General features: G+C 67.7%; 31 protein-coding genes. 17 read left to right on the top strand and 14 right to left on the bottom strand.

Annotated elements, in window-relative coordinates:
• Positions 1-3 precede the first annotated feature (3 nt).
• A complete protein-coding gene (locus tag ACYVG2_RS09150; protein ID WP_460780677.1) occupies positions 4-312 on the bottom strand; it encodes a GNAT family N-acetyltransferase in 309 nt (102 codons plus the stop codon).
• A 327-nt stretch (positions 313-639) separates the two neighbouring features.
• Here ACYVG2_RS09150 and ACYVG2_RS09145 point away from each other — a divergent pair, with 327 nt between their 5' ends.
• From ACYVG2_RS09145 to ACYVG2_RS09125, 5 genes are all read left to right on the top strand, one after another.
• A complete protein-coding gene (locus ACYVG2_RS09145; protein WP_460780676.1) occupies positions 640-1,359 on the top strand; it encodes a winged helix-turn-helix domain-containing protein in 720 nt (239 codons plus the stop codon).
• 153 nt (positions 1,360-1,512) lie between these two features.
• Positions 1,513-2,487 carry a DNA-3-methyladenine glycosylase family protein gene (locus ACYVG2_RS09140; protein ID WP_460780675.1) on the top strand — a complete coding sequence of 325 codons (975 nt, stop codon included), beginning with the start codon at positions 1,513-1,515 and terminating at the stop codon, positions 2,485-2,487.
• 94 nt (positions 2,488-2,581) lie between these two features.
• Positions 2,582-2,791, top strand: a complete 210-nt coding sequence (locus tag ACYVG2_RS09135; protein WP_460780674.1) for a hypothetical protein — start codon at positions 2,582-2,584, stop codon at positions 2,789-2,791.
• A 46-nt stretch (positions 2,792-2,837) separates the two neighbouring features.
• Positions 2,838-3,329: a methylated-DNA--[protein]-cysteine S-methyltransferase gene (locus ACYVG2_RS09130; protein ID WP_460780673.1), complete on the top strand. Its 492-nt coding sequence runs from the start codon at positions 2,838-2,840 to the stop codon at positions 3,327-3,329.
• 40 nt (positions 3,330-3,369) lie between these two features.
• Positions 3,370-3,798: a VOC family protein gene (locus ACYVG2_RS09125; RefSeq protein ID WP_460780773.1), complete on the top strand. Its 429-nt coding sequence runs from the start codon at positions 3,370-3,372 to the stop codon at positions 3,796-3,798.
• A 30-nt stretch (positions 3,799-3,828) separates the two neighbouring features.
• Here the strand turns inward: ACYVG2_RS09125 and sigJ are convergent, their stop codons facing one another.
• Positions 3,829-4,710 (bottom strand): RNA polymerase sigma factor SigJ, encoded by an 882-nt coding sequence (gene sigJ, locus ACYVG2_RS09120; RefSeq protein ID WP_460780671.1) that lies wholly within the window; start codon positions 4,708-4,710, stop codon positions 3,829-3,831.
• Between the two features lie 95 nt (positions 4,711-4,805).
• Between sigJ and ACYVG2_RS09115 the strand changes: the two genes are divergently transcribed.
• From ACYVG2_RS09115 to ACYVG2_RS09100, 4 genes are all read left to right on the top strand, one after another.
• Entirely contained in the window at positions 4,806-5,252 is a 447-nt protein-coding gene (locus ACYVG2_RS09115) for a hypothetical protein (RefSeq protein WP_460780670.1), read from the top strand.
• Entirely contained in the window at positions 5,249-5,989 is a 741-nt protein-coding gene (locus ACYVG2_RS09110) for an SDR family oxidoreductase (RefSeq protein WP_460780669.1), read from the top strand. The genes ACYVG2_RS09115 and ACYVG2_RS09110 overlap by 4 nt, the downstream gene beginning before the upstream one ends.
• Positions 5,990-6,207: 218 nt before the next feature.
• Positions 6,208-6,993: a 23S ribosomal RNA methyltransferase Erm gene (erm, locus tag ACYVG2_RS09105; RefSeq protein WP_460780668.1), complete on the top strand. Its 786-nt coding sequence runs from the start codon at positions 6,208-6,210 to the stop codon at positions 6,991-6,993.
• Between the two features lie 4 nt (positions 6,994-6,997).
• Complete coding sequence (locus tag ACYVG2_RS09100; RefSeq protein ID WP_460780667.1) at positions 6,998-8,005, top strand: FUSC family protein; 1,008 nt, start codon at positions 6,998-7,000, stop codon at positions 8,003-8,005.
• Positions 8,006-8,053: 48 nt separating this feature from the next.
• Here ACYVG2_RS09100 and ACYVG2_RS09095 read toward each other — a convergent pair whose 3' ends face one another.
• Positions 8,054-8,188, bottom strand: coding sequence for a hypothetical protein (locus ACYVG2_RS09095; RefSeq protein WP_460780666.1), 135 nt, complete (start codon positions 8,186-8,188; stop codon positions 8,054-8,056).
• Positions 8,188-9,153 (bottom strand): LysR family transcriptional regulator, encoded by a 966-nt coding sequence (locus tag ACYVG2_RS09090; protein WP_460780665.1) that lies wholly within the window; start codon positions 9,151-9,153, stop codon positions 8,188-8,190. The genes ACYVG2_RS09095 and ACYVG2_RS09090 overlap by 1 nt, the downstream gene beginning before the upstream one ends.
• A 70-nt stretch (positions 9,154-9,223) precedes the next feature.
• On the opposite strand from ACYVG2_RS09090, the gene ACYVG2_RS09085 reads away from it, so the two are divergent.
• Both ACYVG2_RS09085 and ACYVG2_RS09080 read left to right on the top strand, forming a co-directional pair.
• Positions 9,224-10,954 (top strand): L-aspartate oxidase, encoded by a 1,731-nt coding sequence (locus ACYVG2_RS09085; protein WP_460780664.1) that lies wholly within the window; start codon positions 9,224-9,226, stop codon positions 10,952-10,954.
• A gap of 79 nt (positions 10,955-11,033) precedes the next feature.
• Entirely contained in the window at positions 11,034-11,468 is a 435-nt protein-coding gene (locus tag ACYVG2_RS09080; protein ID WP_460780662.1) for a VOC family protein, read from the top strand.
• A gap of 21 nt (positions 11,469-11,489) precedes the next feature.
• Here the strand turns inward: ACYVG2_RS09080 and ACYVG2_RS09075 are convergent, their stop codons facing one another.
• From ACYVG2_RS09075 to ACYVG2_RS09055, 5 genes are all read right to left on the bottom strand, one after another.
• Complete coding sequence (locus tag ACYVG2_RS09075) at positions 11,490-11,876, bottom strand: VOC family protein (RefSeq protein ID WP_460780661.1); 387 nt, start codon at positions 11,874-11,876, stop codon at positions 11,490-11,492.
• 153 nt (positions 11,877-12,029) lie between these two features.
• Positions 12,030-12,794 (bottom strand): ABC transporter permease, encoded by a 765-nt coding sequence (locus tag ACYVG2_RS09070; protein ID WP_460780659.1) that lies wholly within the window; start codon positions 12,792-12,794, stop codon positions 12,030-12,032.
• A gap of 1 nt (position 12,795) precedes the next feature.
• The gene (locus ACYVG2_RS09065; RefSeq protein WP_460780658.1) at positions 12,796-13,587 is read right to left on the bottom strand and encodes an ABC transporter ATP-binding protein; all 792 of its coding nucleotides are present in this window, start codon (positions 13,585-13,587) and stop codon (positions 12,796-12,798) included.
• Complete coding sequence (locus ACYVG2_RS09060; RefSeq protein ID WP_460780657.1) at positions 13,584-13,955, bottom strand: DUF1048 domain-containing protein; 372 nt, start codon at positions 13,953-13,955, stop codon at positions 13,584-13,586. Before ACYVG2_RS09060 ends, ACYVG2_RS09065 begins: the two co-directional genes overlap by 4 nt.
• A gap of 2 nt (positions 13,956-13,957) precedes the next feature.
• Positions 13,958-14,317 (bottom strand): PadR family transcriptional regulator, encoded by a 360-nt coding sequence (locus ACYVG2_RS09055; protein WP_448966372.1) that lies wholly within the window; start codon positions 14,315-14,317, stop codon positions 13,958-13,960.
• A 122-nt stretch (positions 14,318-14,439) separates the two neighbouring features.
• Here ACYVG2_RS09055 and ACYVG2_RS09050 point away from each other — a divergent pair, with 122 nt between their 5' ends.
• Together ACYVG2_RS09050 and ACYVG2_RS09045 are read left to right on the top strand one after the other, a co-directional pair.
• The gene (locus tag ACYVG2_RS09050; RefSeq protein ID WP_460780656.1) at positions 14,440-15,339 is read left to right on the top strand and encodes a TrmH family RNA methyltransferase; all 900 of its coding nucleotides are present in this window, start codon (positions 14,440-14,442) and stop codon (positions 15,337-15,339) included.
• 148 nt (positions 15,340-15,487) lie between these two features.
• Positions 15,488-16,300, top strand: a complete 813-nt coding sequence (locus ACYVG2_RS09045) for an aggregation-promoting factor C-terminal-like domain-containing protein (RefSeq protein WP_460780772.1) — start codon at positions 15,488-15,490, stop codon at positions 16,298-16,300.
• Positions 16,301-16,340: 40 nt separating this feature from the next.
• Here ACYVG2_RS09045 and ACYVG2_RS09040 read toward each other — a convergent pair whose 3' ends face one another.
• Together ACYVG2_RS09040 and ACYVG2_RS09035 are read right to left on the bottom strand one after the other, a co-directional pair.
• On the bottom strand, positions 16,341-17,213 hold the full coding sequence (locus ACYVG2_RS09040) for a hypothetical protein (protein ID WP_460780655.1): 873 nt from the start codon (positions 17,211-17,213) through the stop codon (positions 16,341-16,343).
• 103 nt (positions 17,214-17,316) lie between these two features.
• Positions 17,317-18,156 (bottom strand): helix-turn-helix transcriptional regulator, encoded by an 840-nt coding sequence (locus ACYVG2_RS09035; protein WP_460780654.1) that lies wholly within the window; start codon positions 18,154-18,156, stop codon positions 17,317-17,319.
• 126 nt (positions 18,157-18,282) lie between these two features.
• On the opposite strand from ACYVG2_RS09035, the gene ACYVG2_RS09030 reads away from it, so the two are divergent.
• Positions 18,283-19,221 (top strand): SDR family oxidoreductase, encoded by a 939-nt coding sequence (locus ACYVG2_RS09030; protein WP_460780652.1) that lies wholly within the window; start codon positions 18,283-18,285, stop codon positions 19,219-19,221.
• A gap of 7 nt (positions 19,222-19,228) precedes the next feature.
• Here the strand turns inward: ACYVG2_RS09030 and ACYVG2_RS09025 are convergent, their stop codons facing one another.
• Entirely contained in the window at positions 19,229-20,305 is a 1,077-nt protein-coding gene (locus ACYVG2_RS09025) for a DNA polymerase IV (protein WP_460780651.1), read from the bottom strand.
• A 287-nt stretch (positions 20,306-20,592) separates the two neighbouring features.
• Here ACYVG2_RS09025 and ACYVG2_RS09020 point away from each other — a divergent pair, with 287 nt between their 5' ends.
• The 3 genes from ACYVG2_RS09020 to ACYVG2_RS09010 are packed head-to-tail and all read left to right on the top strand — an operon-like array spanning position 20,593 to position 22,813.
• Positions 20,593-21,549, top strand: coding sequence for an iron-containing redox enzyme family protein (locus ACYVG2_RS09020; protein ID WP_460780771.1), 957 nt, complete (start codon positions 20,593-20,595; stop codon positions 21,547-21,549).
• Positions 21,477-21,746: a CDGSH iron-sulfur domain-containing protein gene (locus ACYVG2_RS09015; RefSeq protein ID WP_460780650.1), complete on the top strand. Its 270-nt coding sequence runs from the start codon at positions 21,477-21,479 to the stop codon at positions 21,744-21,746. Before ACYVG2_RS09020 ends, ACYVG2_RS09015 begins: the two co-directional genes overlap by 73 nt.
• Entirely contained in the window at positions 21,746-22,813 is a 1,068-nt protein-coding gene (locus ACYVG2_RS09010) for a glycosyltransferase family 2 protein (RefSeq protein ID WP_460780649.1), read from the top strand. The genes ACYVG2_RS09015 and ACYVG2_RS09010 overlap by 1 nt, the downstream gene beginning before the upstream one ends.
• On the opposite strand, the gene ACYVG2_RS09005 is transcribed toward ACYVG2_RS09010, so the two are convergent.
• A complete protein-coding gene (locus ACYVG2_RS09005) occupies positions 22,730-23,887 on the bottom strand; it encodes a Cmx/CmrA family chloramphenicol efflux MFS transporter (RefSeq protein ID WP_460780648.1) in 1,158 nt (385 codons plus the stop codon). The two genes, ACYVG2_RS09010 and ACYVG2_RS09005, sit on opposite strands and share 84 nt — an antisense overlap.
• Positions 23,888-24,056: 169 nt before the next feature.
• A complete protein-coding gene (locus ACYVG2_RS09000) occupies positions 24,057-24,539 on the bottom strand; it encodes a DUF4383 domain-containing protein (protein WP_460780647.1) in 483 nt (160 codons plus the stop codon).
• Positions 24,540-24,602 lie beyond the last annotated feature (63 nt).

Raw genomic sequence — 24,602 nt, 5'->3', positions numbered from 1 at the left:
GGATCAGCGACGACGCAGAAGTCCCGCGTGCTCGGGATTCTGCTCGAACCATTCCGCCACATACCAGCACACGGGATCGACCTTGCGGTCGCCGCGATCCTCGATGTCGGCCACGGCACCCTCGACGACTCGCGCAGCATGCCCGTTACCGCGGAAAGTCGGGATCGTGAAGGCTCTGGTCAGGGCGATCGTCGTGCCGTCGTCGCGGTAGTCGAGGGCGCTCACGAGGACCCCGTCGCGGGTGAGTGTGTATCGCGAAGCATCCTTCTCATCGGTGAGGATGAAGCCGTCGACGATGTGCGAACCAGTCATCATTCCACGGTAAGCCCGCCCGCGGACACAAGGTTACGTTTTGACACGACCCGACATTCTCAGTAATAATCCACCCATGACCACCAACGCGCGTCCCTCGTCCGCCCAGGAGGCGAACAGGACTGCCGGGATGATGATGCCCGGCTGCGTTGGCATGTGTTGCCGAATGTGTAGCTGACCCCAGCCACCCCGCCACGCTCCCCGTATTCGCGATCTGCGAAGAAGGAGCCCCGAGCACCCACCTGCGTGCTCGCTCCCGGCCCTCCAGGTCATTCACGCAACACATCCGAGCCGTATCGGCTCACCCTTCGCAAGGAACCCATCATCATGTCGAACATCGCCACCCTTGAGCGTTCTGCCGCTCGTGCCCCTCATCTGCGTGCTGTTCCGCCGCTCGTCGAGCCGGCACCCGCCGCCGCATCGCCCGCTCCCGCCGATCTTCCCGCGACGCGCTCGCCGCGCGGCTTCGCCCTCTACGTCGGACTCGACGAGATCAAGGCCGCCGAAGCCGGTGTGAGCCTGCCGCTGCTCGTCGACGCCCTGCGCCGCACCCTCGCCGAGCTCGCCCCAGGCGCGGAGACCCACGCCACCGTCGCCCTCGCCCCGCACGGCTCGGGCGGCCGCGACCTCGACGTCGTTCGTCTCGCCCTGCAGGAGCCCGGTGCGATCGCGCGCACCAAGGCCGCCGAGGAGGAAGAGCAGGACGAGGACTACGGCGTCACCGTCGACATCTCCCGCAAGCGTGTGCTGATCGACGGCGACTCGGCCGCGTTCACGTACAAGGAGTTCGAGCTGCTGCAGTACCTCGTGCTCCGCGAGGGACGCACGATCGAGCGCACCGAACTGGTCGGAGCGCTGTGGCAGTCGCCCGACGACGAGACCCCCGGCGAGCGCACGATCGACGTGCACGTGCGTCGTCTGCGCGCCAAGCTCGGCCGCTACGAGGACATCGTGCGCACCGTCCGCGGCGTCGGCTACCGCTTCGACCGCCACGCTGACGTCGTGATCCGCTACGGCCACGGCACGCCTTCGCCCGACCGCTTCTGAGGCAGCGCCGGCACCTCTTCGCTGCCTCGCCGGTTCATGACTCCTCAAGAAACAGAGAGGATCCGCACGGATGACGCCGTTCCGTCGTGGAGACGGCGATCTGTGAGGAGTTGTGAACACCGCGGTGTCAGGCGCCGGACGTAGGGTGTTCGCATGACGTCGATCGCTGATGCCGCAGCCGCAGCACACGCCCCGATCGACCCGCCTCACACCGCCGCGTACCGCCCTGCGCACCCGCTGAATCTGTTCCGCACGGTCGGCGTGCTCATGCGCGGGCCGAAGGATCCGACCATGCTCGTCGACGGCATGACGCTGTGGCGCGCGAGCCGCACGCCCGAGGGCGTCGCGACCCTGGCACTGCGGCAGAGCACCGAAGGGATTCACGCGACGGCGTGGGGCGCAGGTGCCGAATGGGCGCTCGCGCAGTTGCCCTCACTCTGCGGCGCCGACGACGACGCGAGCGGCTTCGACGTCTCGAGTCTCGTCGCGGCGGGCCATCCGCATCTCGCCGATGTCGCTCGCCGCACCGCCGGCACACGTCTGACCCGCACCGATCTCGTCTTCGATGCGCTCGCGAGCTCAGTGATCGAGCAGAAGGTGACGTCGTTCCAGGCCTTCGGCGCCTGGCGCACCCTGATCACGCGCTTCGGTGAACGCGCACCGGGCCCGACTCCGCGTCCGATGTTCGCGCCGCCGACGATCGAGGGCTGGCGCCTGATCCCCTCCTGGGCCTGGCACCGTGCCGGCGTCGAGCCTCCGCAGTCGCGCGCCATCGTTCGTGCCGCCGAGCGCGGACAGCGCATCAGCGACGTCGTGCTCTCGGCCCGGAGCGGCGCGGAGCGCGACCGCATCCTCACCAGCCTTCCGGGTATCGGCGCATGGACGTCGTCGGAGACGCGCATCCGCGCCCTCGGAGACCCGGATGCCGTGAGCGTCGGCGACTACCATCTCGCACACCAGGTCGGCTACGCGCTCACCGGCTCACGCGTGGACGATGACGGGATGCTGGAACTCCTCGCCCCATGGGCGGGCAACCGCCATCGGGTCATCCGTCTCATCCTCGCCAGCGGGCTGCTCGAACCCCGCCGTGGCCCGCGGCTGGCGCCCGAGGATCACCGCCGCCGCTGACACGCAACACGTTCAGGTCGCAATTCCTGTCGCCGTGAACCCGGCGAAGCGACGAGAACTGCGACCTGAACCGGCGCGACCCTATGCTGAGGGCATGGCGGCGACGAAGAAGCAGCGGTGGAGTTGGCTCGGCGGCACGGTCGTCCTCGTCGTGCTGGGAATCGTGATCGGCCTGATCCTGCAGAACGTGTGGCTCGGCCTGCTGCTCGCCGCTGTGGTCTCACTCGTGTGGCTCATCGCGGTCGAATCGCGCAAGGGCGGCAACGCCGGCGTGAACGACGAATCCCACGGCATCGAGCTCTGAACCGAGCGCGCACGGGATGTCGGCCTCCCGGGCTACAGTCGAGCGCATGTCAGCAGGAACACTGGACACGCCCGTCGGGCGGCTCACCGTCTTCAGCGACGGCGACTCCATCACACGGGTGGCGTGGCTGTCTGCACCGCCACCGGAGAGCGGATCCGCGGACGATCCGGTTCTGGTCGAGGCACTGCGGCAATTGCACGCCTACTTCGATGGCCGGCTGACCCGTTTCGATGTCCCCTTCGACCTCGGGCGCCAGACCGACGTCACGCATGCGGTGCTGACCGCGTTGGCGGAGACGGTCGATCACGGCGAGTCGGTCACGTACGGCGAGCTCGCGGCGAGGAGCGGCACCAGCATCCCCGCCCGCGGTGTCGGAGCAGTCATGGGTGCGAACCCCGTGCCGATCATCGTTCCCTGCCACCGCGTCGTCGCCAGCGACGGGCTGGGCGGTTACTCCGGCGGCGACAGCGGCCAGGGCCTTGTGACCAAGCGCTGGCTGCTCGAGTTCGAGGGCGCGCTACCTACGGCACTGTTCTGAGCGAGACTCGGCCGCCATCCTCTCGCGTGTTCTCGCGGTGATGGATGAGACTGGGCAGATGCTCGTGCTCGATCATCTCGGAATCACTATCGACGACCTCCCCCGCGCCATCTCGCAGTTCGATCCGGTGATGGTCGGTCTGGGATTCACCAGGGTCGATGCGGACGGCTCCGTGTCGTGGCAGCGAGATGACGAACCCGAACTGATCCTGTTCCCCGCCCGCGAGTCCGAGGCGGGGCCGCACCGGCATGGCCGCGTCGGATGGCAGCACCTCGCGTTCGCCGTCGGCACTCGGGACGAGGTCGATCAGCTGCACGCGACAGCGCTGGCAGCAGGGTGGACGGCCGTTCGCGATCCGAAGCTCTATCCGCGATTCAGCGAGCGGTACTACGCATCGTTCGTGGAGGACGACAGCGGCATCCGGATCGAGTTCATGCACAATCCGCCGCGGGAGCCGGCCGCCGACTGATCCGCGGTAGGCGGGCGCGGTCGAGCGGGCTCAGCGCCAGAGGGTGAGCTTGTCAGGATTGCGGACGATGTAGACGTCTGTGATCCGGTCACCCGTCACGTCTACGGAGATGACCGAATCGGCGCGCCCGTCGATCGTGACGAGGAACGCCAGCCCCTCGGGGGTGAGCGTCGGCTCGGTGATCGCTGTGGGCTTCAGGCGCGGGAGGCCGAGCAGGAACCGCGCGACGCGATCCGCGCCGATGACGGGGCGGATGGCGGCAGAGACCTTCCCGCCGCCGTCTGAGCGCAGCACCACGTTCGGATCCAGAACGGCGATCAGCGCGGAGAGCTCCCCTGTCGTCGTCGCTGCGGCGAAGGCACGGGCGACCGCGTCGTGCTGTTCTCTGGACGCGGCACCGGCACGGCGCTCCCTGATGCGCCGACGCGCCTGGGAAGCGAGCTGGCGGGTGGCATCCGGAGTCCTTCCCACCGTCTCGGCGATCTCGGTGAACGGCATGGCGAACACGTCGTGCAGCACGAACGCGACGCGCTCGGCAGGCGTGAGCGATTCGAGCACGACCATCAGAGCGACGCTGACGGACTCGTCCAGGGTCACATACTCCAGCGGATCGACGGGTACGGCGGCTGCGATGGCGGACCCGCCAGGAAGAGGCTCTGGCAACCACTCCCCGACGTAGCGCTCTCGGCGGGCGCGGGCGGATCCCAGCATGTCGAGGCAGATGCGGCTCGCGACACGGGTGAGCCAGGCGGCGGGATTCTCGATCAGCGCGCGATCGGCATCCGACTGCCGGTACCAACGGACGTACGTCTCCTGCACGGCGTCCTCCGCATCGGCGACCGTGCCGAGCATGCGGTACGCGAGAGCGAGCAGCCTGCGCCGCTCCTGCTCCAGTTCGTCGACCTCGTCCATCCGTCACATCCTTCCTCAGAGTCGACGATGTGACGAGCAGAAATGTGACGTGCGCCTCACATTTCGATCTGCCGTGTCGTCGAAAGGGTATGAGCATGACCCTCAGACGCATCCTGCTGGGCACGACCGCAGCCGTCGGCATCTTCGTGGGGCTGTGGGCGGCGCTATGGCCCGCGACCTTCTATTCCGCATTCCCCGGACTCGGTCGGGTGTGGATCGCCGTCGACGGACCGTACAACGAGCATCTGATCCGAGACGTCGGTGCGCTGTACCTTGCACTCGCCGCTGCGAGCATCGCTGCCGCGTTCGCACGACGGCCTGAACCCGGCCGCGTCGTCGGCGTCGCATGGACGGTGTTCGGGCTGCCGCACCTGATCTACCACGCGATGCAGTTCGGCGGGATGCCGCTCATCGACGTGATCGGCAACATCATCGGGCTCGGGGGGAGCCTTCTGCTGGGGATCGTGCTGATGCTTCCCGGCCCCACGGGGGCGCGTTCGCGTGCGGAGAGGATCGAGAACATGAAGGAGGACGCACGATGAGGATCGCCGTCGCAGGAGGAACAGGTGTCGTCGGAGGACCGACGGTCGAGGCGGTGCGAAACGGCGGGCATGAGGCCGTGGTGCTCGCTCGCTCGCGGGGAGTCGACCTCCTCAGCGGAAAGGGGCTGGCAGCGGCGCTCACTGGTGTCGACGCCGTGATCGACACGTCGAACGTGACGACCATGAGCGCAGAGGATTCGATCGAGTTCTTCACCACCGCGAGCGGCAACCTCATCAATGCCGCGGAGGACGCCCGCGTCGGACACATCATCCTGCTGTCGATCGTCGGGATAGATCGGATGCCTCACGACTACTACGCGGGCAAGGTCGCTCAGGAGAAAGTGCTCGAGACGTCACGGGTGCCCTGGACGATCCAGCGCGCCACGCAGTTCCACGAGTTCGCCGGCCAGATCTTCGAGCGCGCGAAGGTCGGCCCGCTGCACATCGCGCCGCGGGCGCGCACGCAGCCGATCGCCGCACGCGACGTCGGTGTACGTCTCGCCGCCCTCGCGTCCGGAGATCCGCAGGGTCGCGCGCAGGACATCGCCGGTCCGCGCGAAGAGGCGCTCGACGCGATGATCAAGGACTTCGCACGCAAGACAGGACACCGCGGGTGGATCCCGTCCGTCAACCTCCCCACCGCGCAGATGAAGGGGATGCGCGCGGGTTTCGCGCTGCCCGCAACCGATGCGCTGCTCGTCGGGCCGACCTTCCAGCAGTGGCTGGCGGCGCGCTGAAGCGCCCCATAGACTGTCGGTCATGGGTTTGATAAACGCTTGCGCGTCGTTCGACGCGCGCTGCTTCACGTTCCGCGACCGCCGCGCCTGACGGCGCGCTGATGGTCGGATAACGCCACTGCGCGTCGTCGTTCCGGATGTCCTGCACCCGGAGGCGCGTTCGCTGTGCCCTCGCACGCCCGCCGCCGGGTGCTCCTTCCTCACGACTGGAGCGCACCTTGCGACCTCGATCCCATACCGGTGGCCGACACGAACTCGGCCAGAACTTCCTCACCCACCGTCCGACTCTCCAACGACTCACTGCTCTCACCGCCGCCACCGAGGGTGCGATCCTCGAGATCGGCGCCGGTGACGGCGCCTTGACCCGGCACCTGTCTCGGTTGGGGCGGGATCTGCGCGCGATCGACATCGACGCGCGGCGCGTCGATCGGCTGCGCGCCGGCATCGACGGCGCGAGCATCCATCACGCCGATGCCATGCTCGAGCCGTTGGATCGACCGGTGATCGTCGGAAACCTCCCCTTCCATCTGACGACGCCCCTGCTGCGCCGCCTGCTGTCGGCCACGCAATGGCAGCACGCGATCCTGCTCACGCAGTGGGAGGTCGCGCGCAAGCGCGCCGGTGTGGGAGGCGCGACCATGATGACCGCACAGGCCGGGCCCTGGTACGAGTTCCGGCTGCACGAGCGTGTTCCCGCCCGGCACTTCCGCCCCATGCCGGCGGTCGACGGCGGCATCCTCTCGATCGAACGCCGTGCGGCGCCGCTTCTGCCTTATCGTGATCGACGGCGGTTCGAACGCTTCGTCGGCGCGGTGTTCCGAAGCCGCGGCAACGGCATCCGGCAGATTCTCCGTGGTGACCGGCATCCCCCGACAAACGTCGATCGGGCGCTGAGCTCGGCGGGGATCACGCGCACAGCACTGCCACGGGACCTCACTTCCGAGCAATGGGCGCGACTGTGGCGGCTCCTCGATGGGGGCAGCCGAGCGTCGGGAGGACAATAGAGATGTGAGTCTCTTCGCCTTCGGCCCGTCACCAGGACCTCGATGGCAGCTGGGGCTTCAGGCCGCGCTCGCATTCGCCGTGCCCATCACCCTCATGACGATGCTCGGACAACCCGTCCTCGGGTTCATCGCCGCCTCCGGCGCCTTCACCGTGCTGTTCGCAGGATTCTCGCCCGTGGTCGAACGCGCCAGAGTACTGCCGTTCGTCGGCGCCGGGCTGATCGTCAGTGCCGCGCTCGGCGTGCTCGTCGCCCACGACGCGTGGCTGGTCAGCGTCGGCGTCATCGTCGTCGCCGTCATCAGCGCGGCACTGGCGTTCGGGTTCCGACTGGGCCCGCCCGGTCCGTTGTTCTTCGTGCTGGTGTTCGGATTGTCCGCGCATGTGATCGCCACGGCCCCTGTCGCCCCGCTCGTGTACGTCGCGGCCTTCGCCGCAGGCGTCGCCTTCTCCTACCTGGTCGCGCTCACACCTCTGCTGCTGCCGCGGGTGCGAGCGAGACGAGCGCGGCCGCTGCGCGAGCTGCTCCCCGGGCCGGCGCTGGATGCCGACGCGCGGATGCTGCTGCTGCGCGTCGTCATCGTCTCGGTGCTCGGGGTGCTGCTCGCCACGATCGTGGATCCCGGCCGCAGCTACTGGATCGTCGGCGCGGCGGTCGCCGTGATCGGCGTGGCAGCAGCCCGCAGGGCGGCGTTCCAACGCGGGCTGCACCGGATGCTGGGCACCGTCATCGGCGTCGGCGCGTATGCGCTGCTGGCGCTGCTGCACCCGTCGGGGCTGTGGCTGGCGCTGCTGCTCGGCGCACTGCAGTTCACGATCGAGCTGGTGGTGATCCGCAACTACGCCCTCGCGCTGGTGTTCATCACGCCGCTCGTACTGCTCCTCACCGGCGCGGCGACCGGCGAGATCGGATCCATGGACGTCGCAGTGGAACGGGTCATCGACACCCTCGTCGGTGCGGCGCTGGGCGCAGCATCCGGTGTTCTGCACCCTCGGGCGGACAAGCCCGCTTGAGCGGATGCCGTCACCCGACGGCGAACTCGATCAGCAACGCCTCCTCGGTCATCTGCTGGACACCGCCGACTCGATACCGGCCGCGGGCGGCGGCGGCGCGAATCGCAGCGGCGACAGCACGAAGAGCATCACCAGTACAGCGGGCAGCAGTATGCGCGACGGCCCGGCCGATGATCGCGTCATCATCGGCCTGTTGCTCCGGAGCCACCGCCCGGCGTCCCGGCGACCAGCGCCATCGTCGCGGGATCGCGCTCGACGAGCTCGCGTGCCGTGGCGGCGATGACGCGGCGCATCGCGGAGGCGGCACGAGTGGGATTGACGTCCGAGCGGTGCGCGAGGCCGATCGTGCGGATCAGCCTCGGCTCGATCAGCCGCACAGAGCGCAGAGTGGGCCTGTCGAGCAGCACCATCGCCGGCACCACGGCCACGCCGAGGCCCCGCTCCACGAAGCGCAGTACGGCATCCATCTCCGCCCCCTCGACCACTGGGAGAGGTGCGAGGCCGGCCGCGCGGAACGCGGAATCCGTCACCGCACGCAGATCGTAACTCTCGGCGAAGAACACGAGCGGCAGGCGTGAGAGAGCCTCGAGATCGATCCCCTCCTCCGCGACCGGCGCATGCTCGGCGGACGACACCACCACCAGTTCCTCCGTGAGCAGCGGAGTGCGCACCAGCGCCGAGCCCGACACCGGGAGCGCGTCCGACAGCGTGATGAGCGCCATGTCGACGGTGCCAGCGGCGAGCTGCTCGATCAGGACGTTCGACCCCGCCTCCGTGAGCAGCAGCTCGACACCTGGATGCGCGGAATGGAATGCGGCCATCGCCTCGGCGACGAGGCTGATGCAGAGGGTCGGCGTCGCGCCCAGGCGCACGCGCCCCCGCTGGAGCCCCGCGAGCTCCCCCATCTCCGCGCGGATGGTGTCAGCATCCGCCAGCATCCGCCGCGCACGAGGGAGCAGCGTCTCACCCGCATCGGTGAGCGTGATATTGCCACGAGCACGATGGAAGAGCTCGGCGCCCAGCTCGACCTCGAGCGACGAGATCTGGCGGCTCAGTGACGGCTGCGCGAGGTGCAGCTTCGCCGCGGCCTGTGTGAAGTGTCCGAGATCGGCGACTTCGACGAAGCCGCGCAACTGCTCCAGGTTCATGCTTTCACGCTATCAGGACAAGTGAAACTATGCATTGGAGTTATCGACCAGAAGTTCTTAGCGTGGACGCATGAGCACTCGCGAACGACAGATCTCCACCACCGTCCTCGTCATCGGTACCGGCGGATCCGGCCTGAGGGCCGCGATCGAGGTGGCAGAACGCGGCGTGGACGTGCTGGCTGTCGGTAAACGCCCTCGCGGCGACGCGCACACCGCGCTCGCAGCCGGCGGCATCAACGCCGCCCTCGCGACGATGGACGCCGACGACACCTGGCAGCAGCACGCCGCCGACACGATCAAGGAGAGCTACCTGCTCGCGAACCCGCACACCGTCGAGGTCGTGACGCGGGGCGCGGAGCGCGGCATCGGAGACCTCGAACGATGGGGCATGGATTTCGCGCGCGAGGACGACGGGCGCATCTCTCAGCGCTTCTTCGGCGCGCACACCTTCCGTCGCACGGCCTTCGCGGGCGACTACACCGGGCTCGAGATCCAGCGCACCCTCGTGCGGCGGGCCGAGCAGCTCGACGTGCCCATCCTCGACGGCATCTACATCACGCGCATCCTCGTGAAGGACAACGTCGTGTTCGGTGCATACGGCTTCGATCAGAGCGACGGCACGCGCTACCTCATCCACGCGGATGCCGTGATCCTCGCCGCGGGAGGGCACACGCGCATCTGGCGCCGCACCTCGTCACGACGCGACGAGAACACCGGCGACGCGTTCCGGCTGGCCGTCGACGCCGGCGCGCGCCTGCGCGATCCGGAACTCGTGCAGTTCCATCCGTCCGGGATCATCGAGCCCGAGAGCGCGGCGGGCACCCTCATCTCGGAGGCCGCCCGCGGCGAGGGCGGCATCCTGCGCAACGCCCTCGGCGAGCGCTTCATGGCGAAGTACGACCCCGAACGGATGGAGCTCTCCACCCGCGACCGCGTCGCACTGGCCGCGTACACCGAGATCAAGGAGGGTCGCGGCACCGAGAACGGCGGCGTGTGGCTCGACGTCTCGCACCTCCCCCGCGAGACGATCATGACCCGGCTGCCCCGCGTGTACCAGACGATGATGGAGCTGCAGATGCTCGACATCACGACCGACCCGATCGAGATCGCCCCGACCGCGCACTACTCGATGGGCGGCGTGTGGGTGCGCCCTGAAGATCACGGCACCGACGTCGACGGGCTCTACGCGATCGGCGAGGCGTCGAGCGGATTGCACGGCGCGAACCGCCTCGGCGGCAACTCCCTGATCGAGCTGCTCGTGTACGGGCGCATCGTCGGTCAGGCGGCGATCGCGCACGCCTCATCTCTGGATGCACAGCGGAGATCGCCCGAGGCCATCGCCCAGGCGCGGGCCGAGATCGATGACCTGCTGGCGTCGGACGGACGGGAGAACGTGCGCGCGCTGCAGCGCGCGATCCGCAACACCATGACCGAGCACGCCGGTGTGGTGCGCTCCGCGGAAGGGTTGCGCGCCGGCCTCGCCGACATCGATCTGATCGAGGGCCGGATGGAGGACGTCGGCATCCATCCCGACATCGCGGGGTTCCAGGACCTCGCGCACGCCTTCGACCTCAAGGGCTCGGCTGTCGCTGCGCGCGCCACGCTCGAAGCAGCACTGGAGCGCCGCGAGACCCGAGGAGCCCACAACCGCAGCGACTTCCCGGACGAGGATCCGACGTTGCAGGTGAACCTGGTCTGGTCGCCGGCGACCGGCGTGACGCGCGAGGAGATCCCCCCGGTACCCGCCGAGATCCAGGACCTGATGCGCGACGTGTCGTCCGAGGGCAAGCTCGTGGAGTGACCGGCGCCGAGAAGCATTGAGTATCGGCGGCACGCGACGCACACTGGTTGCATCCACGCATTCATATGAAGGAGCGATCGTGCCGAACCTCAACCCTTACCTGTCCTTCCGCGACTCCGCCCGTGAGGCGATGGAGTTCTACCAAGGCGTCCTCGGCGGAGATCTCGCCGTCAGCACGTTCGGTGACATGCCCGACAGCGGGACCGCCGCAGGCGAGGAGAACCTCGTGATGCACGCGCAACTGAACGCTCCGGGCGGGCTCGTGCTCATGGCGTCGGACACCCCCACCGGCATGGAGTACGAGACGCCGCAGGGAATCTCGGTTTCGCTCAGCGGCGGCTCAGTGGACACCGACTACCTGCACCGCGCATGGGACGGTCTCGTCGCCGGCGGGACAGCCACGATACCGCTGGGTGAAGCCCCGTGGGGCGGCGAGTTCGGCATGCTCGTCGACCGCTTCGGCATCTCGTGGATGGTCGCGATCGAAGACTCGTTCGCGTCGTCGTCCGAGTGAGCCGATCAGCGGCGGGTCACGTCAGTCGGACAGGACCGAGAGGATGTTGCCCGCCGGGTCCTTGAACCAGGCGATGTCCGGTCCGCGCCCGGCGGCCTTGCCGCGCACGATGCCCTTATCGTCCTGGCCCATCCCCTCGTACCGCTCCAGGCTCACGCCCTTGGAGACGAGCTCGTCGACGACCGCGTCGATGTCGGCGACGGGGAAGTTGAGGATGGTGAAGGTCGCGGGCTCGTGGTCGTCCTTCGGATAGATCAGCACCGCACCGCCCTTCGGCAGTTGCACGGAGATCAGCCCGCCCATGCCCTCGTCCCTGACTTCGAGGCCGAGAACGCTTTCGTAGAAGCGCCGGGATGCCTCGATGTCATCGGAGGACATGCCGCTGAATGCATCGGAGTTCTCGAACATCTCTGCTCCTTCTGGATCACCGTCAGTAACGTCAACACTTGCACTGCACCGGCCCGCTGTCCACGGGCTGCACGCAGTTCAGGTCGCAGTTCGTGTCGCTCTCAGCGTGCGAAAGCGACAGGAACTGCGACCTGAACGGGCCCGGGCGGGCGATCAGCTGATCTTCTTGCGGTAGATCGCGATGGAGAAGCCGTAGGCGACCACGAGGATGCCGACGAGCCACGCGAGAGCGACCCAGATGCCGGAGCCCACCGGCTCCTCCGCGAACAGCGAGCGGATGCTGTTCACGATCGAGGTGACCGGCTGGTGCTCCGCGAACCAGGCGACAGGCCCTGGCATCGAGGTGGTCGGCACGAACGCCGAGCTGATGAACGGGAGGAAGATCAGCGGGTAGCTGAACGCGCTCGCCCCGTCGACCGTCTTCGCCGACAACCCCGCGATCACTGCGAGCCAGGTCAGGGCGAGCGTGAACAGGATGAGGATGCCGGCAACCGCGAGCCAGGCGCCGAAGGATGCTCCGGTGCGGAACCCCATGAGCAATGCGACGCCGATGACGATCACGACGGAGATCATGTTGGACACCAGCGATGTGAGCACATGCGCCCACAGCACGCTCGAACGAGCGATGGGCATCGACTGGAATCGCTCGAAGATGCCGCCCTGCATGTCGAGGAACAGCCGGTACGCGGTGTACGCGATGCCGGATGCGATCGTGATCAGCAGGATGCCGGGGAGCATGTAGTTGACATACGACTCGTCGGTGCCGGTGTTGATCGCCCCGCCGAGCACGTAGACGAACAGCAGCATCAGGGCGATCGGGGTGACCGCCGTGGTGATGATCGTGTCTGGGCTGCGGAGGATGTGCGTGAGCGACCGGCCGGTGAGGACCCGGGTGTCGCTGAGAACGTGAGAGGTCATGTCAGAGCTCCTTTCCTGTGGATGCTGAGGCCTCTGCTTCGCCCGTCTCACCGACGAGCGCGAGGAAGACATCCTCGAGCGAAGGCTGCTTCTCGACGTATTCGACCTTCGCCGACGGGAGAAGCTGCTTGAGTTCGGCGAGTGTGCCGTTCTGGATGATGGTGCCCTTGTGCAGGATCGCGATGCGGTCGGCCAGCTGCTCCGCCTCATCGAGGTACTGCGTCGTCAGGAGCACGGTGGTGCCGCTCTTCGCCAGGCCCCGTACGGTGTCCCAGACCTCGATCCGCGCCTGCGGGTCGAGACCGGTCGTCGGCTCGTCGAGGAAGATGATCGGCGGGTTGCCGATCAGGCTCATCGCGATGTCGAGCCGCCGACGCATGCCGCCGGAGTACGTGGCGGCCTTGCGTCCGCCGGCATCCGTCAACGAGAAACGAGCCAGCATGTCGTCGGCGATCCCGCCCGGGTCCTTCATGTGCCGCAGTTTCGCGACGAGGATGAGGTTCTCCCGTCCGGTGAGCACCTCGTCCACGGCGGCGAACTGACCGGTCAGACTGATCGACTCACGGATGTCGTTCGGCGACGCGGCGACATCGAATCCGTGGACGACCGCCGTGCCGGCATCCGCCTTCAGCAGGGTGGAGAGGATCTTCACCAGCGTGGTCTTGCCCGCGCCGTTCGAACCGAGGAGGGCGAAGATGCTGCCCGATGCGACGTCGAAGTCGACGCCGTGCAGCACCTCGAGGTCCTTGAAGGATTTGCGGATGCCGCGCACCTGAATGGCTGCGGTGGTCATGAGCGGGTCTCCTTTCCGATCGCCTGGTCGAACGCCTTGTTGAGGCGGGCGCGCTCCTTGTCGATCCATTCCTTGCCCTGGTAGGACTTGGCGAAGGTCTCGGTGAAGTCCACCGGGTCGTCTCCGACGATGTCCTTGACGGGAGTGCCGTCGACGGCCGCTCGCTCCCAGAGGTCGACGAGATCCGTGAACATCTGCGCGAGAGTGTCGCCGCTGGTGATGCCGCCGTAGTACATGAAGTACCGGTTCATCGCCGTGGCGGCGGTGCGGTACGGCTCCGGAAGAGCGTCCATGCGGGCCTTGTCCTGCTTGTACTGCTTCTTCTGCTCGAGCGATCCGGTGACCACTTCGATCCACTTGCTTGCCATGATCAGTTCCCTTCGATGGTCGTGCTGTCGGTGACGGTGTCTGTGCTGCGGAGATGTTCGATGCGTTCTGCGAGGAAACTCCACGTCCCCCAGAACTCGACGAGCTGCTCTCGTCCCTGCGCGTTGATGGAGTAGACCTTGCGGGGCGGGCCCTTCTCGGACGGGACCTTCTCCACGTCCACGAGACCTCGCTGCTCGATCCTGACGAGCAGCGCGTACACGGTGCCCTCGGCGATCTCTGCGAAACCCTCGTCGCGAAGCCTCGCCGTGATCTCGTACCCGTACGCCGGCTGGACGGACAGGATCGCGAGAACGATGCCCTCGAGCGTGCCCTTGAGCATCTCGGTCATCTGATTGCCCATCGGATCACTTCCCTTCCTCTACTCAGTGATGTTGACTACCAGTAGACGGTAACACTAAGTACCGGTAGTTAGCAACAGTGAGTACTGAAATTTCTCGGAAGCGTCCGGGTACGCTCGAATCCATGCCGCAGCAACCCCGCCAGCACCGCAGAAAGCCGGTCTCGAGAACCGCGCAGGCGTCGAGCACCAAGGCGGTCTCTACTCGCAACGCCACGTTCCAGTACTGGGAGACGCTTCTCGGCAACCGCACCAAGCGCAACCGCGCAGGAGAGATGATCGTGCAGGGCGTGCGTCCGATCAGGCTCGCGCTGGAGTCCGATCTCGAAGTACGAGCGATACTCATCACTCACGCGAACGGGCGTTCCGCATGGGCGTCCGAGACGATCGCCGCCGTGCAGGCCTCCGGCGCCGCGTCATGGCTGGTCGCACCCGAGTTGATGGTCGAACTCGGCGAGAAGGACGAGGAGCCTCCGGAGCTGCTGCTGATCGTCGCCATTCCCTCCGACGATCTCTCCCGTCTGCCGGTCGCGGACGACGCGCTCTATGTCGCCCTGGATCGCCCGGCCTCACCCGGCAACATCGGCTCGATCGTGCGATCGGTCGATGCGCTGGGCGGCCATGGAGTGATCGTGACCGGACACGCAGCCGACCCCTACGACCCGCGCGCGCTGCGGGCGTCGACCGGATCGGCGATCATGACGCCGACGGTCCGGCTCCCCAGCATCCATCCCGCACTCGAATGGATCGAGTGCCTGCGCGCCGACGGCGTCGACATCCAGATCGTCGGGACGGATGAGGACGGCACGCTCGACGTGTGGGACGTCGACCTCACGAGGCCCACGCTGCTGGTGACGGGGAACGAGCACTCCGGCATGTCGGCGGCCTGGAAGGACGCGTGCGACGTGCTGACGCGCATCCCGATGACGGGCCACGCGTCGTCATTGAACGCCGCGAACGCGACCGCCGCCATCCTCTACGAGGCCACGAGGCAGCGGCGGACCGCCGGTCGTCCGGCCGACTGACGAGGGCGGGCTCACACCTCGCATCCAGGGGACGCGGAGGTTCTGCACAGAACCACTGATGCAGAATCGTTACTTTGCGTGTCCGACCCGATGGGCGCGCATGCCGCCCCGAAGCGGCCCGGATACCCTAAGGATCGTTACGTTCGTGATGCTCAAGACCACCTCGCACTCCCCTGCCCGCCGCCGTCGATTCGGCATCTCGCTCGCCATCGGCGTGCTCGCCGCCACCGGGATCGCCGTCGCCGCCCCTGCCGTCGCCGCCATGACCGCGCAGTCCTCAGTCGTCGACGCCAAGGCCTCAGGAATCGAGAAGGCCGCCGCAGCCGAGGCCGTCGTCGCCGGACGCGCGGCTCTGACCGACGCGGCATCCGCGGTCTCCGCGGCCGAGGCGAGTGGCCTCGACCTCGGTGAGGCGACCACCGCGGTCGACACGTCCGGCCTGCTGCAGGCCATGGACGATCTCGACGACGTCGACTCCCTCACCTCGCTGGAGCTGCCCGTCGTGCGCGTGAAGGCCGGCACCGAGATCGCGTCGGTGAGCGCGCAGGCGGCCGCACTGCGCGAACGGCAGTCTGCAGCCGCGGCTGCGGCCGAAGCCGCCAAGCAGGCCGCTGCCGCCGAGGCCGCGGCCGCCGCCCTCGCCAGCGCCAACACCCCTGACGGAGCCAGGGCGACCGCAGCGGCCATCGCCTCGGAGCAGTACGGCTGGGGCGGCGGTGAGTTCGAATGCCTCAACCTCCTGTGGGAGAAGGAATCGGGCTGGAACTACCAGGCCTACAACCAGGACGGCGGCGCCACCGGCATCCCGCAGTCGCTGCCCGGCGACAAGATGGCCAGCTTCGGCGCCGACTGGGCGACCAACGCGACCACGCAGATCCGCTGGGGCCTGGACTACATCCAGCGCGCGTACGGCAGCCCGTGCGCGGCGTGGGGTCACTCGCAGTCGGTGAACTGGTACTGATCCCCGAGCGGCATCCTCGTGGTGGCCTCCCCGATGGTGGTCACCACGGGATGTCGAGCGCCAGGTACGCCTCGAACTCGGCATCCTTCGGGAAGTCCCTGAACTCCTCCGGAGATTCGGCCGACGCGGCCTCCAGGTAGCACCCGGCGGTGAAGCTCGCGTTCGAGGGGATGTCCGGCATGTCGGAGCAGACTCCGAACAACTCTCCGTCGACGTATCCGGCGATGTACACCTCGGGATACTCGGGAACCTGGCTGAGAGTCGAGGTGAGCGTGGCCTCCACGAAGCCCTCCCCGCCGAGCATCGTGTCGGTCGTCACCTCGCCCGTCATGATCGGGTCGACGAACTCGCCCATGGTCTGCTCGATCCGGATCGAGGCCGCATCGCTGATGTCGGACGAGAACACGCCCTGGAACATCGACACCTGACCGGGCAGGATGTACACGCTCGTCGGGCCGCGATCGAGGATGCTGCCGTCCTCTGCATACGCGGTGACATCGAAGTAGAGCTCGGCGGCCTGATCGGAATCGTGGTTGGTCACGGCCGCGTAGATGCCGACGTAGTCGTCGGGCAGGATCTGCGTCATCGCGAACGACCCGAACTCGAGATCGGAGACCGCGGACACCTCGATGCCCTGCACGGTCTGGGTCTCACCGTCAGCCGCCGCGGTGGCAGTGGGTGTGGGCGTCGGCTCCGGTGCCGCGACCGCCGACCGATCGAGCCACAGCCATGCCGCCGCGCCGCCGAACCCGATCGTCGTGATCAGCAATGCCGCGCACGCGATCGCGAGCCCCAGGACCGGGCCATTGCGCGGCTCGCGTGCGGTCACGGGAATCGGCGGTGCCTCGGCGACCGGCGGCGCGGGAATGCGCGGATCGACCCAGGCGTCGTCGGAGGGTGGCGGCAGCGTCATCGTCCTCCTCTTCCACGGCACCTCCGCACTCGTGCACGGCGGCGCGGATTTCCTGTCGATGCTACACAGACCCGCGCGGCGAGCGAATGGGCACATCTACCCGTCAGCGCACCGCGCTCGGCGCCAGCACGCTGAGCAGTCTCAGCTTCTCGTGACTGGGGGTGCCCGGCGAGGCCGTGTAGACCAGCAGCACGTGCGAGCTCGCGGGATCGACCAGGTTCTGACAGGCGAGGTCGAGCGCGCCCACTTCCGGATGGATGAAGCGCTTCGTATCCCTGGGACGCACGCCGATCTCCTGAAGGTCCCAGACCGCTCGGAACTCTTCGCTGCTCTCGAGAAGGAGCTCTGCGAGATGCGCTGCACGCGATCCCGGCCCGCGCACCGACGCGACCTGTCGCAGGCCGGACGCCCACAGTCGCGCGAGGAACTCGTGCTCGGTCGGATCGTAGAGCTCGCGCGAACGAGGATCGGAGAACCAGCGGAACCCGATGCTGCGCTCCGGCCCCGACAGGCGGGTCAGGTCTCCCGTGAGCGCGACACCGAGGGGCGTCTGGCGCAGCGTCTCACCCAGCTCGGTCACGATCTCGGCAGGAGTGTCGTGCAGCCGGTCGAAGATCCGCAGCATGCCGGGGCTGATGTGATCGGTCGACGCACCTCGCGGTGGCGGCCGATGGCCGGCGAGGCGGAAGAGGTGGTCGCGTTCATCGATCGAGAGATGCAGCCCCTGCGCGATCGAGGCGATCATCTGCTCGGACGGCAACGGGCCGCTGCCCCGCTCGAGCCGCGCGTAATAATCGGAGGACATGTGGCACAGCGCCGCCACTTCCTCCCTTCGGAGCCCGTCCGTGCGTCTGCGCTGCCCGCGCGGAAGACCCACGTCCTCCGGCTGCAGCACGTCACGACGCCGACGGAGGAACTCGGCCAGACCGGCTCTGTCGATCACGTGCATGTCCTCCCCTCGTCTTCGTCGATCCTGGCATCCGTGCGACTCCGCATCCACTGATCGACGAGTCCTGGATGCGAATCGGCGCGCCCCGGAGAGTGGAAGCACAACGAAGGAGCACTCCACATGGCACGCAGGAACATCGACATCACCCTCCCACCGCTCGACGGGCGCCGCGCGGTCGTCACCGGCGGGAGCGACGGCATCGGACTGCGCATCGTCACGCGCCTCGCGCTGGCCGGCGCCGAACTCGTCCTCCCCGTGCGAAACATGCGCAAGGCGGAGGCGGCGGTCGACCGCATCCTCGAGAAGGCTCCCGATACACGGATATCGATCCTGCCGCTGGATCTTTCATCGCTCGAATCCATCGCGCAGTTCGGCGACGACATGGTGCGCGACGGCCGCCCGGTCCATCTGCTCATCAACAACGCCGGTGTCATGACGCCGCCCATGCGGCAGACGACGCGGGACGGCTTCGAGCTGCAGTTCGGGACGAACCATCTCGGGCACTTCGCACTCGTGTCCCATCTGCTGCCGCTCCTGCGGGCCGGCCGCGCGCGCGTCACCTCGCAGCTCAGCGTCGCCGCGAACCAGGGCTCGATCAACTGGGCAGACGTCAACTGGGAGAGCTCCTACGACGGCATGCGCGCGTACAGTCATTCGAAGATCGCTTTCGGACTCTTCGGACTCGAACTCGATCGCCGCAGCCGCGCCCAGGACTGGGGTATCACGAGCAACCTGTCGCATCCGGGAATCGCCCCGACGAGCCTGCTCTCCGCCCGCGACGAGATCGGACGCAGCGAGGACACTGTCGGTGTGCGTGTGATCCGCTGGGCCTCGAAACGAGGAATCGTCGCCGGTACGCCGGAGACCGCGGCCCTCCCCGCGCTCTACGCGGCGACATCTCCGGATGCCGTCGCCGGCCGCCTCTACGCGCCTCGAGGGATCGGCCATCTCGGAGGAGGTCCCGCCGAGCAGAAGGTGTTCTCGCGGCTGCGCAGCGAGGAGGATGCACGACGCATCTGGCAGGTGTCCGAGAAGCTGACCGGCGTCACGTTCTCGTAGCCGCGCGTCAGATCCTTCCGCGCACCGGTGTGCGCTCGACGTCGTCGCCGTTCGCGGGCATGGCCATCTCGGCTCTGACGCCCAGCAGTCGCACCTCGCGATCGGCGTCGAGTGTCGCAGCGAGCGCCGCCGCAGCCGACATCACGGTCTCGCGGTCGGTCGTCGCATCCGGAAGCTTGCGGCCGAACGTCTTCGTCTCGAACGGGGCGTATCGCACCTTCAGATGCACGCGGATCACCGGACGGCCCTCGGCCGCGCAGTCGTCGAACGCGTGGCCGGCGAGTTCGCGCACAGCCGCGAGGATCTCGCCCGACGTCGTGAGGTTCTGCTGATACGTCGTCTCTCGGCTGTGGCTGCGGGCCACCCACGGGGTGTCGTCGACGACGCTGGGGCCGTTCCCTGAGCCGAGTCCGTGATACCAGACGCCCATCTTCGGGCCGAACTCGCGGATGAGCTCCTCGGGATCGGAGTCGGCCAGCTCGCGCACCGTGCCGATACCGTGGGCGGCGAGGCGCTTCTGCACCTTCGGGCCGATGCCCCACAGATCGCGCGTGGGCTTCTCACCCATCACCTCGAACCAGTTCGCCTCGGTGAGGCGGAAGACACCTCCGGGCTTGCCGAACTCGGTCGCGATCTTGGCACGGATCTTGTTTTCGCCGACGCCCACGGAGCAGTGCAGGTCCGTGGCCGCCAGCACGGCCGCCTGGGCGTCGCGGGCGACAGCTTCCGGGTCATCCGTCTCCACGCCGAGGAAGCACTCGTCCCAGCCGATGACCTCGAGCACGACGCCCGGCAACGCGCGCAGGGCCGTCATGACCTCGTCCGATGCCTGCTCGTACGCCGCGTGGTCGACGGGGAGGAAGACGGCGTCGGGCGGCGCCTTGCGAGCGGCGATCTTCAACGGCATCCCCGATCCGATGCCGAACGCACGTGCCTCATAGGATGCCGTCGACACCACCGCACGTTCGGTCGGGTCGCCGCGTCCGCCGACGACCACCGGCAGCCCGGCGAGTTCGGGTCGCCTCAGCACCTCCACCGCGGCGATGAACTGATCCATGTCGACGTGCAGCACCCATGCAGCCATGACACGAGTCTGGCGCGCGAAGGCCCGGATGTCACCCGTCTCGCGGTGCCAGCGGCCCGACCGTCATCGGCTCGGCGTACGTGCTCGCGCACATAGACATCGCGTCCCGTCGGCGTCAAGCCCCTCGCGCATCAGGCTCGTTGCCGAGATGCTGACTCGCATCCTCAGGATCGGAGTCGCCAGTGTCACTCACCATTCCCTCCCCCGCCGAACCACGATCGAACATCGTCCCCGGCGCCGGTTTCACGGCACGCGGCCCTCTCAGCAGCGCAGTGCTGCATCACCTCATGGGTTCGGAGCACGCCGACCACCGCGACCTGGCCCGTCGAGTCGGAGCGGAGACCGATGACGTCATCCGGGACGACGACATTCAACTCAGCCTCTTCGCGCTCTATGCGTCGTCATACGGATCGGTCCCCGCCTTCTCACCGGATCTCGAATGGGATCCGCAGTTGATCGAAACGCGACGCATTCTCGAGGGCGCGTTCGAACGCGGCCTCCGCATGGCAGTGCCTCCCACGGATCTGCCGGCGGCCGACGCCGATGCCGTGGCTCGTGCGCTGTTCTCGCTCACCGCTGCCGACACCGGCCCGAGCCTCTCGCGTCACGTCGCGAAGAAGGCGACTCTCGAACAGGTGCGCGAGTTCCTCATCCAGCGCTCGATATACACGCTGCACGAGGCCGATCCGCATTCCTGGGCGATTCCTCGCCTCCACGGACGGGCCAAGGCGGCCCTCGTCGAGATCCAGGCTGACGAGTACGGTGGCGGACGTGCCGATCGCGTGCACGCCGCGATCTTCGCTGCGGCGATGCGGGGAGCGGACCTCGACGACTCTTATGGCGCCTACGTGGACGCGGTGCCGGCAATCACCCTCGCCTCGCACAACATGATGTCGATGTTCGGCATCAACCGGCGACTTCTCGGCGCGATCGTCGGACACCTCGCAGCGTTCGAGATGACGTCGTCGATCCCGAATCGGCTGTACGGGGACGGCATGCGCCGCCTCGGCCTCGGGCCGGACGTCACCGATTATTTCGACGAGCATGTCGAAGCGGACGCGGTCCACGAGCAGATCGCCGGGCACGACCTGGCCGGCGCTCTTGCGGAAGACCGCCCAGAACTGCTCCCCGACATCATGTTCGGCGCCGCCGCCTGCCTGGCCGTCGACGGATGGGCCGGCATGCACCTTCTGGATTCGTGGGCCGATGGAGCGTCATCGTTGCGCGCGGGTGCGTTCCGATGAGTCGGGAACGCGCGACGATCACCCCGTATCCGGACGGGCCGCTGTTACTGCGAGGAGATGTCGACCTCGTCACGGCGGATGGCCGGCCGATCGTACGCAACCGTCGCACCGTCGCGCTTTGCCGATGCGGGCTTTCCACGATCAAGCCGTACTGCGACGGCACACACAAAGCTGCCGGGTTTCGCACGGAGGAGTGATGCGTTCGCGCCTGGAAGCCGAATACATCCTGCCTTTGCGCTGGACGGCGGATGACGCGCTCCCGGACCTGACCGCGTACCTCGAGCGCTTGAGCGCGTGGGTCGACATCACCGTCGTAGACGGATCCGACGATGTACTGTTCGCGGTTCATCAACGCGCATGGCGCAGGTTCGTGCGTCACCGCCCTGTGACGATGGCCGAGGGGGTGAACGGAAAGGTGCGAGGCGTACTCGCGGGGGTCGCGATCGCCAGGCACGAGGCAATCGTGATCGCCGATGACGACGTCCGCTACGACTACGACGCCCTCGTAGCTGTGGTCGAGGATCTGGCGAACGCCGATCTGGTGAAGCCGCAGAACCACTTCGATCCTCTCCCGTGGCACGCCAGGTGGGACACCGCTCGCTCCCTGCTCAACCGGGCGGTGGGCTCGGACTACCCGGGCACGCTCGGCGTGCGGCGCTCGACGATCACGGCGACCGGCGGATACGATGCCGACGTCCTTTTCGAGAACCTCGAGTTGGAGCGGACCGTGCTGGCGTTCGGCGGCAGAGTGAGCAATCGGCGCGACGTGTTCGTCACCAGGCGGCCGCCGACCACCCGGCACTTCCTCTCACAACGCGTACGCCAGGCCTACGACAGCTGGGCTCAGCCGGGCCGGCTGCTTCTCGAAGCATCCATAGTCCCTGCCGTCATCACTCTGCGGCGTCGGCCCGGAGCTCTCGTGACGCTCGCGCTCGCATTGATCTGTCTCGCAGAGTTCGGCCGCGGGCGCGATGGCGGTCGGCCGGTCTTCCCTGCGTCGAGTGTCCTGTGGGTCCCGGTCTGGGTGGCCGAGCGAGGCGTCGCCACTTGGATCGCCCTCGCGCTCCGGCTCCGCGGCGGCGTGCGATACGCCGACGGTCGGATCACTCGCGCGGCGAACTCGGCGCGAGTGCTGCGGCGTCGGGCGGCGGCTGTTGCCGTCGAGCGGAAGACGACCGCTTCACCGCACTACTCGAGTGCCACGACCCGGAGCCCGCAACAGCAGAACGAGCACGGCTGCGCACAACGCCGCGGCAGTCGCTAGCCATGCGACCCCAGCGCCTCCCCACATCGCATACGCTGCGCCGGCCCCGATCGGCCCGATGAACGCGCCCGCGTTGAGCGCTGCAGTGGCATAGGAGCCGCCGAGGAGCGGTGCGTGTTCGGCTTCCCTCACGATGCGCGAGATGAGAGCGGAGCCGACGGCGAACGAGAGCGCGCCGACGATGAGCGAGAGTGCGAACAGCCACACGGCAGAACCGGCGAGGATCGCCATCAGCATCCATCCCACGCTGACCAGCGCTCCGCCGACACCGATCCATCTCTGCTCTCGGCCGGCGGCCCATCGCCCGGTCGCCGTCACTCCGAGGAAGGAGCCGATGCCGAACGCCGCGAGCAGCAGCGGAACGAGCGCAGCCGGGATGCCCGCGTCGACGCCGATGAGGCCGAGGAAGGTGAACACGCCGAACGTCGCCGCATTGAACAGTGCGGCGAGCAGTATCGGGCCGAGCACCGGCCACCGTCGCAGTTCACGCAGCTCCGATCGGATGCGGGGACGCATCCCGCTCGCACGCGTCATGGAAGCGCGAGTGAAGAGGAGGATGAGAAGTGCGGGCACGCAGAGCAGGCAGATCGCCCAGAAGGTCAGTCGCCAGCCGCCGAGCTGCGCGAGCGCAGCCCCCGCCGGCACGCCGATGATGGTGGCGAGCGTGATTCCGGCCAGCATCACCGCGATCGCGCGCGTGAGGCGGTCTTCCGTGACGAGGTTCCTCGCCGTGGACAGCGCCACTGCCAGGAACCCGGCATAGGCGAACGCCGCGATCACGCGCGTCACGAGCAGCACGGAGAACGAGTCCGTCGCCCCACCCGCGACGTGCGACGCGATGAAGACGACGAGGAAGCCGATCAGCGAGGTGCGCGCGGGCAGCCGCGATACGAGCATCGCCATCGTCGGCGCACCGATGACCATCCCCGCAGCGAAGGCGGAGGTCAGCAGGCCGACGGACTCGGGTGAGACGGAGAGATCGTCAGCGATCTCGATGAGCAGGCCCGCGAGCATGAACTCGCTGGTGCCTTGGGCGAATATCGCGACGGTGAGGACATAGATGAGCAGAGGCATGGGTGCATCCAGACGAAGGCGCGGCGACGGCGCAGAGCGCGACGATCACCGCAGAGTGAAAATGTGGTCGCCGAGAGACGCGGGGAGCGAAGGCTCGACCCGCGGCGTCATCTGGATGCTTCAGGACTCACGACGACCACTATAGACCGGCCGTGCGCGACCTCGACGGTCAGCGGCGGCCGTCCGTGGTGGTCGGCAGTCGCGGAGCGCGCGTGACGAAGATCCCGAGCAGGACCATGGCGAGCGCGAGTCCGAGGTGGAGCCAGTTGTCCGCGTCGTTGACCGGCAGGATGTTGAGCTGATCGTTACCCACGGCGAACAGCCCGTACAGCCAGACGACGAAGTAGATGATGCCGCCCCAGATCAGGTACATGCGGGATGCCATCGCACGGGCCGCGACGATCACACCGGCGATCCCGAAGGCGAGATGGACGATGTTGTGCAGCACCGAGACTTGGAACACGCCCAGCAGGTGCGCGTCCGAGTGCGCCCCGGCACCCGCGAGATGCTCGGTCGAGTGCGTGAGCCCCGGGATGAACCCGGCGATTCCCACCAGCAGGAACACGATTCCGGCGATGAGAGCGATCTTCTGAGTCGCCGTACCTGCGTACGACACCGGATCGCCAGCGCGCGTTGTGTTCGGAGTGTCCATGGTCGTCCTCCTTCACCTTCACGAGTGGAGATGGTGAAGCTAACGCGCTGAGGCGACTGTCGA

The organism is Microbacterium shaanxiense, from assembly GCF_054779995.1.
The sequence above is the reverse complement of the archived record's forward strand: the minus strand, read 5'-3'. Positions and strand labels throughout refer to the sequence as shown.